This is a genomic window from Inquilinus ginsengisoli (genome assembly GCF_050434925.1).
GTDB classification, from domain to species: Bacteria; Pseudomonadota; Alphaproteobacteria; order DSM-16000; family Inquilinaceae; genus Inquilinus; species Inquilinus ginsengisoli_B.
Genome location: NZ_JBNDJK010000001.1, coordinates 6,914,726 through 6,930,372 on the forward strand (window position 1 = coordinate 6,914,726; position 15,647 = coordinate 6,930,372).

Annotated in this window: 12 protein-coding genes; all 12 read right to left on the minus strand. The window is 70.1% G+C overall.

Annotated elements, in window-relative coordinates; genetic code table 11:
* Positions 1–116: 116 nt before the first annotated feature.
* Positions 117–1,142 carry an ABC transporter ATP-binding protein gene (locus QFZ27_RS32625; RefSeq protein ID WP_429230624.1) on the minus strand — a complete coding sequence of 342 codons (1,026 nt, stop codon included), beginning with the start codon at positions 1,140–1,142 and terminating at the stop codon, positions 117–119.
* Positions 1,142–2,155, minus strand: a complete 1,014-nt coding sequence (locus QFZ27_RS32630) for an ABC transporter ATP-binding protein (RefSeq protein ID WP_429230625.1) — start codon at positions 2,153–2,155, stop codon at positions 1,142–1,144. The genes QFZ27_RS32625 and QFZ27_RS32630 overlap by 1 nt, the downstream gene beginning before the upstream one ends.
* Complete coding sequence (locus tag QFZ27_RS32635) at positions 2,155–3,036, minus strand: ABC transporter permease (RefSeq protein ID WP_429230626.1); 882 nt, start codon at positions 3,034–3,036, stop codon at positions 2,155–2,157. The genes QFZ27_RS32630 and QFZ27_RS32635 overlap by 1 nt, the downstream gene beginning before the upstream one ends.
* A gap of 11 nt (positions 3,037–3,047) precedes the next feature.
* On the minus strand, positions 3,048–3,998 hold the full coding sequence (locus QFZ27_RS32640; protein ID WP_429230627.1) for an ABC transporter permease: 951 nt from the start codon (positions 3,996–3,998) through the stop codon (positions 3,048–3,050).
* Between the two features lie 34 nt (positions 3,999–4,032).
* Positions 4,033–5,712 carry a peptide ABC transporter substrate-binding protein gene (locus QFZ27_RS32645; protein ID WP_429230628.1) on the minus strand — a complete coding sequence of 560 codons (1,680 nt, stop codon included), beginning with the start codon at positions 5,710–5,712 and terminating at the stop codon, positions 4,033–4,035.
* A 75-nt stretch (positions 5,713–5,787) separates the two neighbouring features.
* Positions 5,788–7,116: an NAD(P)/FAD-dependent oxidoreductase gene (locus QFZ27_RS32650; protein WP_429232518.1), complete on the minus strand. Its 1,329-nt coding sequence runs from the start codon at positions 7,114–7,116 to the stop codon at positions 5,788–5,790.
* Positions 7,116–7,817, minus strand: coding sequence for an SDR family NAD(P)-dependent oxidoreductase (locus QFZ27_RS32655; RefSeq protein ID WP_429230629.1), 702 nt, complete (start codon positions 7,815–7,817; stop codon positions 7,116–7,118). Before QFZ27_RS32655 ends, QFZ27_RS32650 begins: the two co-directional genes overlap by 1 nt.
* Positions 7,818–8,078: 261 nt before the next feature.
* Positions 8,079–8,609, minus strand: coding sequence for a MarR family winged helix-turn-helix transcriptional regulator (locus QFZ27_RS32660; protein ID WP_429230630.1), 531 nt, complete (start codon positions 8,607–8,609; stop codon positions 8,079–8,081).
* Positions 8,610–8,657: 48 nt separating this feature from the next.
* Complete coding sequence (locus QFZ27_RS32665; RefSeq protein ID WP_429230631.1) at positions 8,658–9,974, minus strand: NAD(P)/FAD-dependent oxidoreductase; 1,317 nt, start codon at positions 9,972–9,974, stop codon at positions 8,658–8,660.
* Between the two features lie 255 nt (positions 9,975–10,229).
* Positions 10,230–11,762: an ABC transporter substrate-binding protein gene (locus QFZ27_RS32670; RefSeq protein ID WP_429230632.1), complete on the minus strand. Its 1,533-nt coding sequence runs from the start codon at positions 11,760–11,762 to the stop codon at positions 10,230–10,232.
* Between the two features lie 28 nt (positions 11,763–11,790).
* Positions 11,791–13,446: a hydantoinase B/oxoprolinase family protein gene (locus tag QFZ27_RS32675; protein ID WP_429230633.1), complete on the minus strand. Its 1,656-nt coding sequence runs from the start codon at positions 13,444–13,446 to the stop codon at positions 11,791–11,793.
* On the minus strand, positions 13,443–15,494 hold the full coding sequence (locus QFZ27_RS32680; RefSeq protein ID WP_429230634.1) for a hydantoinase/oxoprolinase family protein: 2,052 nt from the start codon (positions 15,492–15,494) through the stop codon (positions 13,443–13,445). The genes QFZ27_RS32675 and QFZ27_RS32680 overlap by 4 nt, the downstream gene beginning before the upstream one ends.
* Between the last annotated feature and the right edge of the window lie 153 nt (positions 15,495–15,647).

Genomic DNA, 15,647 nt, shown 5'->3' on the forward strand with positions numbered 1-15,647 from the left:
CCTCGCTTTCGTCTCAAATTCGAAGCAAGGGCTGTGCCAGCCGCGGAAGTGCCCGAGACCGCCGGCTCCACCCTCCCTTCCCCGCCTCCAGGTGGGGCACACTGCACAGAATGTGGTCAGCCGGCGCAGGCGATGTCCGGTCGCAGCGGCGAGGCCAGGGCCAGCTCCGGCCGGATGCAGGCGCTGAGATGGCCGTCGCCGACCGCCTGCAGCGGCGGCACGGCCTCGGCGCAGGCCGGCAGGGCGTAGCGGCAGCGGGTGCGAAAGGCGCAGCCGGAGGGCGGCGACAGCGGGCTGGGCAGCTCGCCCTTCAGCAGGATGCGCGGGCGGCGCAGCGTCGGGTCCGGGATCGGCGCGGCCGACAGCAGCGCCTCGGTATAGGGGTGGCGCGGCGTCTCGAACAGCGCCCGGGCCGGGGCGATCTCGATGATCCGGCCGAGATACATCACCGCCACCCGGTCGCAGATCTGGCCCACCACCGCCAGGTCATGGCTGATGAAGACGATGGTCAGGTCCAGCCGCCGCTTCACCTCCATCAAGAGGTTGATGATCTGGGCCTGGACCGAGACGTCGAGGGCGGAGACCGGCTCGTCCGCCACCAGCAGCCGCGGCTCGGTCACCAGCGCCCGGGCGATGCCGATGCGCTGGCGCTGGCCGCCGGAGAACTCGTGCGGGAACCGCTCGGCATGGCTGGCGGACAGGCCGACCGTCTCCAGCGCCGCCGCCACCCTCGCCGCCCGCTCCGCCGCCGGGGGGGGCGCGTCTTTCTGCACCCGCAGCGGCATGGCGACGATGCGGCCGACGGTCATGCGCGGGTTCAGCGACGCCGCCGGGTCCTGGAACACGAATTGCAGCCGCGGCCGGATCGGCTTGAGCTGCCGGCGGCCGAGATCGGTGATGTCGGTGCCCTCGAACAGCACCCGCCCGCCGGTCGGCCGCATCAGCCGCAAGAGCGTGCGGCCCAGCGTGCTCTTGCCCGAGCCGGATTCGCCGACCAGGCCCAGCACCTCGCCCTGCTGCACGGTGAAGGAGACGCGGTCGACCGCGCGCACCTGCAGCCGCTCGCGTCCGAACAGCGAGCCGCCGACCGGGAAGGACTTGCTGAGCTCCTGCAGCTCGAGGATGGGCGGCAGCGTGGTCATCACGCCCCCGCCTCGATCTCGCGCCAGCGCAGGCAGCGCACCACCCGGCCATCCGCCTCCTCCAGCGCCGGCACCGCGGCGTCGCAGGCGCCGGGCCGGGCATGGAAGCAGCGCGGATGGAAGGAGCAGCCGGGCGGCAGCCGGCCGGGGTCCGGGACGCTGCCGGGGATGGCCGGCAACACGCCGCCGCCAAAATCCAGCCGGTCGATCCGCGGCACCGAGCGCAGCAGCCCCTGGGTGTAGGGCATGCGCGGCCGCTGCAGCAGCCCGACGGCGTCGCCGCGCTCGACGATGCGGCCGGCATACATGACCATGACGCTGTCGGCGATCTCGGCCACCACGCCGAGATTGTGGGTGACGAAGATGATCGCCATGCCGGTTTTCGCCTGCAGCGATTTCAGCAAATCGATGATCCCGGCCTGGACGGTGACGTCGAGCGCCGTGGTCGGCTCGTCGGCGATCAGCAGGCTGGGGTCGCAGGCCAGCGCCATGGCGATCATCACCCGCTGGCGCATGCCGCCCGACAGATGGTGCGGCCAGGCGGCCAGCCGCCGCCGCGGCTCCGGGATGCCAACCAGCTCCAGCAGTTCCTCGGCCCGGGCCAGGGCCTGCCTGCGGCCGAGGCCGCGATGCCAGGTCACCGCCTCGGCGATCTGGTCGCCGATCCGGTGCACCGGGTTCAGCGAGGTCATCGGCTCCTGGAAGATCATCGAGATCTCGTCGCCGCGCACCGCCCGCATCGCCTCGGGTTCGAGCTGCAGCAGGTCGCGGGCCTGGCCATCACGCCCGGCGAAGCGGACAGACCCCGCAATCGTGCAGCGCGGCGCCGGCGGCAGCAGCCGCAGCACCGCCAGGCTGGTGACGCTCTTGCCCGAACCGGATTCGCCAACCAGCGCCAGGGTCTCGCACCGCCGGACGGAAAAGGAGACGTCGTTGACCACCGTCACCGCCCCGGCTTCGCCGCGGAAGGTGACGGCGAGGTCGCGGACCTCGAGGATCGGGGCGTCGGTCATCACGACTCCAGCCGGGCGTCGAGCGCGTCGCGCAGCCCGTCGCCGATGAAGTTGAAGCTGGTCACCGCCAGGGTGATGGCGATGCCCGGGACCAGAGCCAGCCAGGGGGCCGAGGTCAGGTATTGCTGGGCGTTGTTCAGCATGTTGCCCCAGCTCGCCGTCGGCGGCTGGATGCCGTAGCCGAGGAAGCTGATATAGGCCTCCATCAGGATGGCGCGGGCGACGGTCAGGGTGGCGGCGACCACGATCGGGCCGACGGCGTTGCGCAGCAGCTCGTCGACCATGATGCGGGCGTCGGACGCGCCCATCATCTCCGCCGCCAGGGTGAAGTCGCGCTCGCGCAGGGTGCGGATCTGGCTTTCGACCACGCGGGCCACCTCCATCCAGCTGGTGGCGGCGATGATCAGGGTGATGGTGATCGGGTCCGGCTTCAGCAGCGCCGCCAGGGTCAGCAGCAGGAACACGGCGGGGAAGCACAGCATGGCGTCGACCAGCCGCATCAGCACGGCGCCGACCGCCCTTCCGTAATAGCCCGCCACCACCCCGACCGCCGAGCCGACGATCGTGCTGATCACCATCGCGGCGAAGGCGACGGACAGCGAGATCCGCCCGGCCATCAAAAGCCGGGCGCAGAGGTCGCGGCCCAGCGGGTCGGTGCCGAACAGATGCCAGCCGGTCAACGGTGGGGCGAAGCGCGCGCGCATGTCGATGCGCAGATCGTCGAAGGGCAGCAGCCACGGCCCGGCGACGCAGGCCAGCACCAGCAGCAGGATGCAGGCGACGCCGATCATCGCCAGCTTGTGCCGGCGGAAACGGCGCCAGCCGCGGTTGCCGGTGCGGCGGGCGATGGCGGTGTTCGGATCGGCGACGGTCGCGGTCATCGTCCCTCCCCTCAATCCAGCCGGATGCGCGGGTCGGCGACCGCGCAGAGGATGTCGGCCAGCAGGTTGCCGAGCAGCACCAGCAGGGCCGAGACCATCAGGATGCCCATCACCACCGGATAGTCGCGGTAGCCGAGGGAATCGAGGAACAGCCGGCCCATGCCGGGCCAGGTGAACACCGTCTCGGTCACCAGCGCGCCGCCCAGCAGCGTCGGCAGTTCCAGCCCGGCCAGGGTGATCATCGGCAAGAGGGCGTTGCGCAGCGCGTGGCGGATCAGCACCCGCTTCTCCGGCAGGCCCTTGGCGCGGGCGGTGCGGATGTAGTCCTGGTTGATCACGTCAATCATCGAGGCGCGCATGTAGCGGCTCCACACCGCCACCTCGACCAGCGCCAGCACCAGGGCCGGCGCGATCAGATGGTGCAGGAAGTCGAGCAGCGACCCGTCGCCGACCGTGTACATGTTGCCGGCCGGCAGCCATTGCAGCCGGACCGAGAAGATGTAGATCACGACCAGGCCGAACCAGAAGGTCGGGATCGACAGTGCGACCATGGCCCCGACCGTCGCCAGCATGTCGGCGAAGGAGTAGCGCCGCACCGCCCCCATGACGCCGATCCAGACGCCGAGCAGCACCGCGATCAGGACCGCCGTCGCCATCAGCTCGAGCGTGGCGAAGAGGTGCGAGCCGATGACGTCCAGCACCGGCGACTGGTCGCGGTAGGACCGGCCCCAGTCGCCGGTCATGAGCCGGCTGGCCCATTCCCAGTATTGCACCGGCAGCGAGCGGTCGAGGCCCATGTCATGGGCGATCTCGGCCAGCCGCGCCTGGGTCATGCCCGGGACCAGGGCGAATTGCGACAGCGGGCCGCCCGGGGTCAGGTGCAGGATGGCGAAGCCGATCATCGACACGAGCCAGAGCAGCAGCAGGCTCTGCAGCGCGCGGCCGAACAGGAATTGCGCCATGATCTGGCCTCCTCTGCCCCGGGCGGCCGCCGCCTCAGCTCGCCCAGTACCAGGTGTGGGCGTTCCAGCAGTTCTCCTGGACGTTGACGTTGGGGGTGAAGCCGGTCAGGCCCTTCTTCACGCCCTGGACCATGGCGTATTGGAAGATCGGCAGGTAGGGCAGGTCCTTGCGCGTGAACTCCTGCATCTTGAAATAGGCCGCCTTGCGCTTGGCCGGGTCGACCGTCGACGCGCCCTCGGCCAGCAGCTTGTCGACATCGGCGCTCTCATACTGCGTCGTGTTCTGGCCGCCGCCGCCCTTGGCGCCGATCGAGCGGCTGGAGAAGTAGTCTGTCGCATCCGGGTCCGGGCCGACCATGAAGTAGATCCCGACCATCGCCGTCTCGAACTTCGACTGCATCCAGTAGTCGCCCCACATCACCGCCGGGGGCAGATTGTTGATGGTCATCTTGACGCCGATGTCGAGCCAGTTCTGCTGCAGCAGCTGCTGCGCCTGCTCGCGCACATGGTTGCCGGCGGTGGTCGAGTTGACGAATTCGAGGCGCACGCCGTTCTTCTCGCGGATGCCGTCGCCGCCCGGCACCCAGCCGGCCGCGTCCAGGATCTGCTTGGCCTTGTCGGGATCGTAGGCCTGCTTCGGCAGATCCGGATTGAAGGCCCAGGACTGTTTCGGCAGGAAGGATTCGGATGGCGTCGGCAGGCCGTAATAGATGCTGTCGATGATGCTCTGCTTGTCCATCGCGGCGTACAGCGCCTCGCGCACCGCCGGGTCCTGGAACACCGGCATGCCGAGGTTGAGAGCGATGTTCTCGATGAAGGCCTGCGGCACCGGCGAAACCTCGCGGTCGGCCAGGCCCTTGGCCTCTTCGTAATGGTCGGCGGTGATGCCCTGCAGGCCGATATAGTCGATGTCGCCGGTGGTGAACTGGGTGAACAGGACGGTCAGGTCGGGGATGTACTTGATCACCAGCCGCTCGAGATGGGGCCCGCCCAGGTGGTAGCCGTCATGCGCCGCCAGGGTGATGTGGTCGCCCGGCACGCGCTCGACCCATTTGAACGGCCCGGTGCCGACCGGCTTGGTGGCGAAGGTCGAGGCGTTCGGGTCGGCCTCCTTTTCCATCAGGTGCTTCGGCACGATGAAGGTCCAGGACAGGATCGACGGATAGGGCGCGTAGGGCTTCTCCATCTTCCAGGTCAGCTCGGTCGGGCTGACCACCGTCAGGTCGCGCACCAGCTCATGCCCGGCACGGCGGGCGGCGCGGAACTTCGGGTTGTTGATCAGGTCGATCGAGAACTTCACGTCCTCGGCGGTGAACGGCGTGCCGTCATGCCATTTGACGTTGTCGCGCAGCTTGATGCGCCAGGTCAGCCCGTCGGCCGAGACGCCGCCATTCTCCAGCGTCGGCACCTCGGCCGCCAGGTCGGGGATGAACTTGCCTTCGGGGTCGACCTGCCACAGCGGGCTGAACAGGTTGAAATAGACGCCCTCGTCGACCTCGATGTGGAGCATCAGCGGGTTGAACACCGTCGGCTCCTGCGACAGGCCGATCACGGCCTGGCCGGTCGCCTTGGCCGGCGGCCCGGCGGCGCGGGCGGCCTTGACCCAGCCGTGGCCTGGGCCGAGCCAGACCGCCGTGCCGGCGGCGAGCCCCGCGGCCAGCAGGCGGCGGCGCGAAGTCTGGGCGAATGGAAGATCCCTGGTGTCGTCGGTCATGGTGAAGCTCCCGTATTCGTTGCCTCCAAGGCCCGGCGGGGGCCGGGTCTGCGCCCGTCTCCCCACCAGGCCGTCTCACACCCCGGCCATCGGCCGGGGTCTCGATCCATCGGTGAAGCGCGAGAAGCGGAAATCCTTCGGGTCGACGATCGGGCGGGCGCCGGTCGCCAGGTCCGCGGCCAGGTGCCCGGCGCCGGGGCCGATGCCGAAGCCGTGGCCGGAGAAGCCGGTCGCCACCACCAGGCCCGGCACCTCCGCGACCGTCGAGATCACCGGCACCGCGTCGGGGGTGACGTCGATCAGCCCGGCCCATTCCTGCACCACCTTGGCCCCGGCGAAGGCCGGGAACTGCCGGGCCAGGGCGGCCATGGCCTTGCGGTTGGCGGCGCGGTCCGGCTCCGGGTCCAGCACCCGGGCCTTCTCATAGGGCGAGACCTGGTCCAGCGGCACCGGCGCCGCTTCCCGCCATTCCTGCAGGAAGCGATCGTCCAACCGGATCTTCAGCCCCGCCCATTCCATCCGCAGCGCCGGCAGGAAGTCGTTGAAGAAGCGGACGCTGTCCGGCACCAGCGGGGCGATGTTGGAGTTGCCGTTGGCGATGGTGTAGCCGCCGTCCTGGCGCTTGCGCAGCGCGAACTCCTTCGACCACATCGCCGTCTCCGGCGCGCCCTCCAGCGGCGCGGTCCGCTGCACGCTGGCCCGGACCTTGAGCTGCGGCAGGGTCAGGCCGAGATCCTTGAGGAAGCGCCGCGACCAGGCGCCGCCGGCGACGATCACGCTGTTGCAGGCGATACGGCCGCGCTCCGTCACCACCCCGGTGATGCGCCCGCCGGCCCGGTCGACGCCGCGGACGGCGCAGTCGGTCAGGATCACCGCGCCGGCCCGGCGCGCGGCGCGGGCGATGGCCGGGGCGGCTCGTTGCGGCTCCGCCCGCCCGTCGGAGGCGGAGTACAGCGCCGCCTTCCAGCGCCCGCCGGCGCCGGGCATCAGCCGGTCGAACTCGGCGGCGGAGATCAGCCGGGCGTCGAGCTGGTAGGGCCGCGCATGCTCCAGCCAGGCCTCGTATTCCGCGATCTCCTGGTCGGTCTCGACCGCGAACAGGATGCCGCTCTGGCGGAAGCCGGTCTCGGCCTCCACCGTCTGGTTCATGCCCTCCCACAGCCGCATGCTCTCGATGATCAGCGGGATCTCCCGCGGATCGCGCCGGGTCTTGCGGCACCAGCCCCAGTTGCGGCTCGACTGCTCGCCGGCGATGTGGCCCTTCTCGCACAGCGCCACCGAGACGCCGCGCTGCGCCAGGGCCAAAGCGGCGCTGGTGCCGATGATGCCGCCGCCGACGATGACCACGTCGGCCCGCTGCGGCAGGGCTTCGTCCGGCTCGACACTCTCGACCTGCGGCCCCATCACCAGCTGTCCTCCAGGGTCGAATTGATCGGGATCTCGGCAATGCTCGCCGTGTCGGGCAGGTCCAGCAGGAAGGCGACGATCCGCGCCACGTCCTGCGGCTGGGTCATCGCCTCGGGCGGCCGGTTGGCGAGGCCCGCGGCCATGTCGGTGGCGACGAAGCCGGGGCAGATCGCGGTGGCGCGCACGCCCTCGTCCCAGCCGGCATGGCGGATGGCATGGGTCATCGCCAGCGCCGCGAACTTGCTGACGGCGTAGAGGCCGGAGGTCGCCGACTTCACCCGCTTGCCGGACAGCGAGGCGATGGTGACGACGCGGCCGTGGCCGGAGGCGACCAGATGCGGCCAGGCCGCCCGCACCAGCCGCAGCGGCGACTTGACGTTGACCTGGATCAGGTCGTCGAGGTCGGAATCGTCGGCCGCGATCACCGTCTTCGGGATCATGATGCCGGCATTGGCGATGACCGCGTCGATCCGGCCGAACCGCTCGGCCGTGGCCTCGACCCAGAGCCGTTCTGAACCCGGGTCGCGGGCGTCGAAGCGATGGACCAGGGCGCCGTCGGGCGGGGTGAGTTGCGCCGGGTTCCGGGCGCCGAGGCTGAGCCGCCAGCCGGTGCGGGCCAATGCTGTCGCGATCTCGGCCCCGATGCCGCGGCCGGCCCCGGAGATCATGGCGACGCGGGCGGTCGTCTCAGATGGCATGGAGCTGCCCTCCGTCAACGCCAGCGGTCAGATGCTCCGTCCCCTCAGCCAAAGCCAAACGAGTCCCCCCTCCCCTTGCGGGAGGGGGATAGGGGGAGGGGGCTCTCACAGTGAGCTCGGACCCAGACCACTGCAGATCAGTCTGGATGGCGGGTCGGGTTCCATACGCATTCGCGCGCGGACGCGCGCAGCCCCCTCCCCCTGGCCCCCTCCCGCAAGGGGAGGGGGGACTAAAAGGAAGCGAGCCTAGATCTGGAGAGTTCACTCCCCCGCCGGCGCCTGCTCGACATAGCCGACATAGACCTTGCGCAGGATGCGCAGCAGGTCGGCCTGCTCCTCCCTGCTCAGGATCGAGAAGAAGTCGGCGGATTGCCGGCGGGCGACGGCGCGCACCTGCTCGGCCACACGCTGCCCCTTCGGCGTCAGGTACAGCTCGCGCGCCCGGCGCTCCTCCGGCGAGACCTTCTGCTCGACCAGCCCGGCCTGCTGCAGCTGGTCGAGCAGCCGGCCCATGGCCGAACGGTCTTTCAGGATAAAATGCGCCAGCACCGAAGGCCGGATGCCCGGGTTGCGGCCGACCAGCAGCAGCGTCGAGATCTTGCCGGTGCCGCCCGCCACCTCCAGCGCCGCCATCTGCTCGTCCAGGTCGCGGCTGACCAGCATGTTGACGGTGCGGACATAGAAGCTGAGCAGGTCGGTGAAGATGTCGAAGTCGATGTCCGAGAAGTCGATCGTCTTCGGGACCTGCGGATTGCGCCGCGGGCCGGCGCGGCCATCGCTCGTGGCGGACATAGCCGTCCTTGGTTTCGGTGAGATGGTTCAAGTCGAGGGTCCGCATGGTCAGAAGGGCGGCGGGTCGAGGCCGTCGCGCCTTGCCGCGCGCTGGTCGCGGATCCGCGACCAGGCCAGCATGACGCGGGGCATGAAGCGCATGTAGGCGGGCACACGCTGCAGCGTCTCGATCGGCAAAGCGAGGTCCTGCGGCGGCGTCCCCGTCGCCCAGTCGGCCAGCACCGTGCCCATCATCGTGCCGGTCGGCACGCCGCGGCCGGAATAGCCGAGCGAGGCGACCACGCCCGGCGCCAGGCCGTACAGCCGCGGGAAGGTGCGCGGCTGCATGTCGAGCGCTCCCGTCCAGCTGTACTGGAACTCGATGTCGCCGAGCTGCGGCAGCAGCCATTGCAGCTTCCGGCGCATCAGGTCTTGGGTATAGGTCGGGTCGGTGCCGCGCTTTCCCTCGACGAACAGCGAGGTCACCAGCCGCCCGTCCTTGTCGTATTTCCAGATCGAGATGTCGCGCCGGCTGTCGACCACGGTGTTGTTGTCCGGCGCGATGGTGCGGCGGACATTGTCGCCGAGCGGTTGGGTCGCCAGCACGGCGACGCCGAGGCGGGCGAAGCTCTGCTCGAGCCCCGGCCAGTAGCCGTCGGTGTAGGCGCCGGTGCCGCACACCACCTTGTCGGCGACCACGGCGCCCGTCGGCGTCTCGACCCGCCAGCGCCCGCCCTGCGGCCGGATCGCGGTGACCGGCGAGCGGGTAAAGACCTGGGCGCCGCGCGAGATCGCCGCCCGCGCCAGGCCGCGGGCATAGCCGAGCGGGTTGAGGTGCCCGCCCTCCGGATGGATCCAGCCGCCGCAGAAGCGCGGCGACCCGGTCAGGCGCTGGGCCTCGTCGCGGTCCAGCATCCGGCTGGCCTTGCCGACCGCGGCATATTCCCGGCAGCGCCGCTCCAGCTTCGTCAAAGCGGCGGTGGCGTGGGCGGCGTGGATGTAGCCGGTCTGCACCGCCTCGCAGTCGATGCCGTAGCGGCGGATGATGTCGAACACCAGGTTGGCGGCGTTGGTCTGCCGCTCGATCAGCCGCTCGGCGAAGGGCTCGCCCAGGATGCGCCGGACGGTGGCGATCTCGTGGACATGGAAGGTCGGGGTGCAGTGGCCGGCGTTGCGGCCGGAGCCGCCATGGCCGATCTGCTCCGCCTCCAGCACCACCGCGCCGATGCCGCGGTCGCCGAGATGCAGCGCGGTCGAAAGGCCGGTGTAGCCGGCGCCGATCACGCAGACCGGCGCGTCGACCGTGCCGTCCAGCACCGTCGTCTCCGGCGGTGCGGCCGCCGTGGCGAACCACAGCGACGGCTCAAGTGGTGTCTTGTGTATCATGTCCTCCTCATCCTGGAAGAACTGACACAATTCCGATGAGAGAACGCAGAATGCCTATCGCAGGCGCATCATGCCTTCTTTTTCACCAGAACTTGATGCAACAGCACACAATCAGACAAGGTCGGTTTTGAGACCGATCTCAAGACAGATCGCTTCTTGGCAACTGAGATTATGATTGTGATCGTCCACTATGGACAGAGTCAAGTGACATGTGACGAATTTGTGCGGTCAACCGCGCTGAGCGTGATCGCCCCCTCAGCCGAAGGAGGACTGGTCCAGCGTGGTCGCGGAATAGAAGCTGAGGCCGCCCGGCAGGTTGCGGAAGCCTTGCAGCGCCTTGCGCATGGCGAAGCCCTGGGCGCGGTAGGCCAGCGTCACCATCGGCGCCTGGTCCAGCACCAGCTGGCCGGCCTTGGCGTAGATCTCCTTGCGCTTCACGGCGTCGAACTCCCCTCGTCCCGCCGCCAGCAGCTCGTTCAGCCCGCGCACGGTGATGCCGGTGCTGCGGATGTAGGACGGCGACAGCGAGGAATCGACGAAGGAAGACAGGCTTTCCGGATCCGGGCTCTCCATCGCCGTGCCCATCACCGCGAACTCGTACTGGCCGCGGTTGCCCAGGCTGACCCGGGTCGGCCAGTCCGGCATGTTGAGCTCGACCTGGATGCCGAGCTCGGCCAGGTTCTGCTGGATCACCTCGGCCGTGCTCTTGTGCATGCCGTACTGGGCAGTGGACAGCAGGGTGCAGGAGAAGCCGTCGGCCACACCGGCCTCGGCCAGGAGGGCCTTGGCCTTGCCGAGATCATGGCGCCAGCCATGCGCCGCGGCCTCGTCGTAGAAGGGCGTCTCCGGCGGGAAGGGCAGGCCTTCCAGCGGCGCGCCGCGGCCGAAGAAGGCGGCCTGCACGATCTCGTCGCGCTTGATGCCGAGGGCCACCGCCCTGCGGATGCGCGGATCGGCGAAGGGGCCGGGCCTGCCGTTGAAGGTCAGGTACATGAAGGGCCCAAGCTGGTTGTCCAGCTTCAGGTTCTGGTCGGCCTCGATCGACGGCATCGACTGCCAGGGAACATAGTCGATCAGGTCGACATCGCCGGCCTGCAGCGCCGCCACCCGCAGGGTCTCGTCCGGATAGGCGATGACCTTGACCGCCTTCAGCTTCGGCAGGCCCGGCTTGTAGTATTTGTCGAAGGCGACGAGGTCGAGCGACACGCCACGCTCCTGCCCCTGCAGCACGAAGGGCCCGGCGCCGATGCCGAGCGGGTCCTCGGCGGTCGATCCCTTGGCCACCATCGGCATGTAGTAGTTGGCGAACCAGTGCGGCACGCAGACGGTCGGCTGCTTCATGATCAGGCGCACGGTGCGGTCGTCCGGCGTCTCGACCCGCTCCACCCCCTGCAGCTGGGTGCGCAGATAGGCGGTCGATTTCTCGCCGGCGACCTGCTCGATGTTCCACTGGATGTCGGCGGCGGTGACCGGGGCGCCATTGTGGAAGAAGGCTTGGCGCAGACGGAAGACCCAGGCCTTGTCGCCGTCCGGCTGCCAGCTTTCGGCCAGCTCGCCCTGCAGGCTGCCGTCGGCGGCGTAGGACAGGAGGCCACGGTGGAGCAGCGCCGCGACCGACCCCGCGGCGCCGCCGGAATTGATCCAGGGCTGCAGGTTCGGCGGATAGCTGGAGAGGCCGAAACGCAGCGTGTCCGGCGATGCCTGGCCCCAGGCCGTCCGGCGCAGCACCGGCAGCACGGCGCCGGCGGCGAGCCCGGTGGCAAGCAATGTGCGACGGGACAACAGCATGATGGCCTCTCCCTGTTTGGTGTCGTGGTCAGAGCACGGTGCCGTACACCCTCTGCGCCGTCTCCCTGTCGATCCTTCCTTCGGCGAGATCGCGCCGGACCGCCTCGGCCGAACGCCCGGCCGGCGGGCCGTAGCCGCCGGCGCCCGGCGTGATGATCTCGATCACGTCGCCGCACTTCAGGTCGCCATTGCCGTGGTCGAACGGGGCAACGCCGGGTCCGAAGACGAAGCCGCCGCGGCCACCCTCCTGCCCGCCCTCCAGGCCCCAGGGGGAAGAGCGCAGGCGCGAGCCGTCGATATGCACCCGGCAGTCGGCCTCGGCCCGGTAGACCCGGCGCAGCCCCATGCCGCCCCGTTGCGTGCCCGGGCCGCCGGAACCGTCGACCAGCTCGTAGCGCAGCAGGGTCAGCGGATATTCCAGCTCCAGCGCCTCGGCCGGCAGGTTCGAGGTGTTGGTCATGTGGACATGGACGCCGTCGAGCCCGTCCTTGCCCGCCCGGGCGCCGCTGCCGCCGCCGATGGTCTCGAGATAGACCCACAGGCCGCCGGTCTTCGGGTCGCGCCCCATGAAGGTGGCAGAGGCGCAGGAGCCGTTGCTGGCCGCGGTCAACCGCTCCGGCACCGCCTGGGCCAGGGCGCCGTGAATCAGGTCGGCGATGCGCTGGCAGGTCGCCACCCGGCCATTGACCGCCGCCGGATGGACGCAGTTCAGCACCGTGCCCTCCGGCGCCGTGACCGTCAGCGGCCGCGCCAGCCCGGCATTGGGCAGGATGGTCGGGTCGACCACGGTCTTGACCGCGTAATAGACCGTCGACAGCAGCGCCGTGTAGACGACGTTGAGGCCGCCGCGGACCTGCGGCGGGCTGTCGAAATGCAGCCGCATCTCGTCGCCGGCCACGATGATCTCGACCGCGAAGTCGAGCTCGCCGTCCAGCTCCGGGTTGTCGAAACGGTCGTTGAAACGGTAGGTGCCGTCCGGGATCGCGGCGATGCCGGCGCGCATCTTGCGCTCGGCATAGTCCTGCAGCGCGGCGCCGGCCGCGAGCACCACGTCGACGCCGTATTTGCCGCACAGCGCCGTCATCCGCTGCACGCCGAGGCGGTTGGCCGCCATCTGCGCCCGCAGGTCGGACAGCCGCTCGCGCGGGACCTGGCAGTTCAGCAGCACCAGCTCCTGCACATCGGCCTGCAGCTCGCCGGCGCGGTACAGCCGGATCGGCGGGATCCGGATCCCCTCCTGGTAGATATGGGCGTGGCCGCGGTCGGCGAAGTCGGCGTGGTGGGCGGTGTTGACCGCCCAGGCCACCATCCGGCCGTCGACGAAGATCGGCTCGGCCAGCACGATGTCGGGCAGGTGCGTGCCGCCGCCCTCATAGGCGTCGTTGCCGATGAACACGTCGCCCGGCCGCATCCGGTCCAGCGTGTGGCGCTTCAAGATGTGTGGGATGATGCCGATGAAGCTGCCGAGATGCATCGGGATGTGCTCGGCCTGGCACAGGGTGTTGCCGGCCAGGTCGAACAGCGCGGTGGAGCAGTCGCGCCGCTCCTTGATGTTGGTCGAGTAGCTGGCCCGGACCAGCGCCTCCCCCATCTCCTCCGCGATCGAGGCGAAGGCGCTGCCGATGACCTCGACCGTGATCGGGTCGAGCGCGGTCTCGCTCCGCTGCGGGACGGCGACGCTCATCGGACCTCCAGGACCAGGTTGAGATAGGGTTCGACATGGGCCGTCATGCCCGGAAGGATGATGGTGGTGCTGTCCATCTGCTCGACCACGGCCGGACCGGCGATGCAGTTGCCGGGCTTGAGCTGGGCGCGGTCATAGACCGGGCAGGACACCCAGCCCCCCGCCTCCGGCAGCCAGACCTCGCGCGCGCCGGTGACGGCGTGGCCCGCCTCTGGCCCGGCATCGGGCTGCGGCTGGAAGCTCGCCTTGGTGACGACGCCCGCGGCCTCGACCCGGAAGGTGACCAGCTGCACCGGCTCGCCGGCGGCGACGAAGCCGTATTGCCGCTCATGCGCCCTGGCGAAGCCGGCGGCCAGGGCTTCCAGCGTCGCCGGCCCGACCGGCCCGTCGGGCAGCGCCACCGGCAGCTCGTAGTTCTGGCCGGCATAGCGCATGTCGACGGTGCGGGTGATGCGCCGGGCGGCCTGCGGCACCTCCTCCTGCGCGAACCACGCCTCGGCCCGGACCAGCAGCCCGCCGAAGGCGGCCTCGACCGCGGGCAGCGCCGCCGGGTCCAGCGTGGTCAGGCGAGTGGCGGCGAAATCCGCGCGCAGATCGGTCAGCAGCAGGCCCATGGCGCAGAGGATTCCCGGAGTCTGCGGCACCAGGATGCGGCCGATGTCGAGCTCCTTGGCCATGCGGGCGGCGTGCAGCGGGCCGGCTCCGCCGAAGGCCATCAGCGTGTAGTCCCGCGGATCGTGGCCGCGCTGCACGCTGATGACGCGGATCGCCTTGGCCATGTTGGCGGTGACCACGGTCAGGATGCCCTGCGCCGTCTCCATCGGCCCGAGACCCAGCCGCTGCGCCAGCCGGCCGATCGCGACCTCGGCCAAATCGCGGCGCACGGCCATGCGGCCGCCCAGCAGCGACACCGGATTCAGCGTCTGCAGCACGACATTGGCGTCGGTCACCGTCGGCTCGTCATTGCCGTGGCCGTAGCAGACCGGCCCGGGGAAGGCGCCGGCGCTGCGCGGCCCGACCTTGAGCAGCCTGCCGCTGTCGACGAAGGCGATCGAGCCGCCCCCGGCGCCCACCGTGTGGATGTCCAGCATCGGCGCCTTGATCGGGTAGCCATGTACCACAGCCTCGCCGGCCAGGCGGCATTGGCCGCCCGCCAGCAACGCGACATCGGTGCTGGTGCCGCCCATGTCGAAGGTGATCAGGTCGGGGAAGCCGGCGATCGCCCCAATCGCCTGGGCCGCGACCACGCCGGTGCTGGGGCCGGACAGCACCGTGCGGACCGGCAGCCGCGCCGCGGTCTCGAAGCTGATGACGCCGCCATTCGACTGGGTCAGCCGCGGCGCCGCCTTGACCCCGATCTCCGCCAGCCGTTGCCCCAGCCGCTCGATATAGCCGCGCATCACCGGGCCGAGATAGGCGTTCACCACGGTGGTCGAGACCCGCTCATATTCGCGGAACTCCGGCGCCACGCCGTGCGAGGCGCAGGCGAAGGCCTCCGGGAACTCCTCGGCCAGGATGCGCAGCGCCGTCTCCTCGTGCTCGCTGCGGACGAAGCCGTAGAGGAAGCTGACCGCCACCGCCTCGACCCCGGCCGCGCGCAGCTCCCGCACCGCCCGGCGCAGCGCCGCCTCGTCCAGCGGGGTCTCGACCGTCCCGTCGTGGCGGATGCGCTCCGGGATGTCGATGCGCAAGTCGCGGCTGACCAGCGTCTCCGGCTTGTCGGCCTGCAGGTCGTAGAGGTCCGGGCGCTTCTGCCGGCCGATCTCCAGCAGGTCGCGGAAGCCGTCGGTTGTCAGCAGCCCGGTGCGGACGCCGCGATGCTGGATCAGCGCGTTGGTGCCGACTGTCGTGCCGTGCCCGAAATAGCCGATCTCGCCGGGCGCGGCGCCAACCCGGGCCGCCCCCTCCTCCACCCCCTGGACGATGCCGCGGGACGGGTCGTCCGGGGTCGAGGAGACCTTCCAGACGTCGAGCCGCCCGCTCGCATCGTCGAACAGGCAGACGTCGGTGAACGTCCCCCCGGAATCCACACCAATGCGCCAAGCCATGCGAGGTGACCTCACGAAACCGAAGAACGAAAGACCATCGCGCGCCTCCTGGGCCGCAGCCCGCAGCGAGGCCTTGGCGAAGCGCGGGTAGCGAAACGGGGTGGGTCGACGGTGCCTGGACCGTCCGGCAATCGCGAAACGATGCTAGACAGC

Excerpts from the sequence above, each read along its gene's own strand:
- QFZ27_RS32625 (WP_429230624.1), bottom strand. The coding sequence starts at position 1,142 with ATGACCACGCTGCCGCCCATCCTCGAGCTGCAGGAGCTCAGCAAGTCC.
- QFZ27_RS32630 (WP_429230625.1), bottom strand. The coding sequence starts at position 2,155 with ATGACCGACGCCCCGATCCTCGAGGTCCGCGACCTCGCCGTCACCTTC.
- QFZ27_RS32635 (WP_429230626.1), bottom strand. The coding sequence starts at position 3,036 with ATGACCGCGACCGTCGCCGATCCGAACACCGCCATCGCCCGCCGCACC.
- QFZ27_RS32640 (WP_429230627.1), bottom strand. The coding sequence starts at position 3,998 with ATGGCGCAATTCCTGTTCGGCCGCGCGCTGCAGAGCCTGCTGCTGCTC.
- QFZ27_RS32645 (WP_429230628.1), bottom strand. The coding sequence starts at position 5,712 with ATGACCGACGACACCAGGGATCTTCCATTCGCCCAGACTTCGCGCCGC.
- QFZ27_RS32650 (WP_429232518.1), bottom strand. The coding sequence starts at position 7,116 with ATGGGGCCGCAGGTCGAGAGTGTCGAGCCGGACGAAGCCCTGCCGCAG.
- QFZ27_RS32655 (WP_429230629.1), bottom strand. The coding sequence starts at position 7,817 with ATGCCATCTGAGACGACCGCCCGCGTCGCCATGATCTCCGGGGCCGGC.
- QFZ27_RS32660 (WP_429230630.1), bottom strand. The coding sequence starts at position 8,609 with ATGTCCGCCACGAGCGATGGCCGCGCCGGCCCGCGGCGCAATCCGCAG.
- QFZ27_RS32665 (WP_429230631.1), bottom strand. The coding sequence starts at position 9,974 with ATGATACACAAGACACCACTTGAGCCGTCGCTGTGGTTCGCCACGGCG.
- QFZ27_RS32670 (WP_429230632.1), bottom strand. The coding sequence starts at position 11,762 with ATGCTGTTGTCCCGTCGCACATTGCTTGCCACCGGGCTCGCCGCCGGC.
- QFZ27_RS32675 (WP_429230633.1), bottom strand. The coding sequence starts at position 13,446 with ATGAGCGTCGCCGTCCCGCAGCGGAGCGAGACCGCGCTCGACCCGATC.
- QFZ27_RS32680 (WP_429230634.1), bottom strand. The coding sequence starts at position 15,494 with ATGGCTTGGCGCATTGGTGTGGATTCCGGGGGGACGTTCACCGACGTC.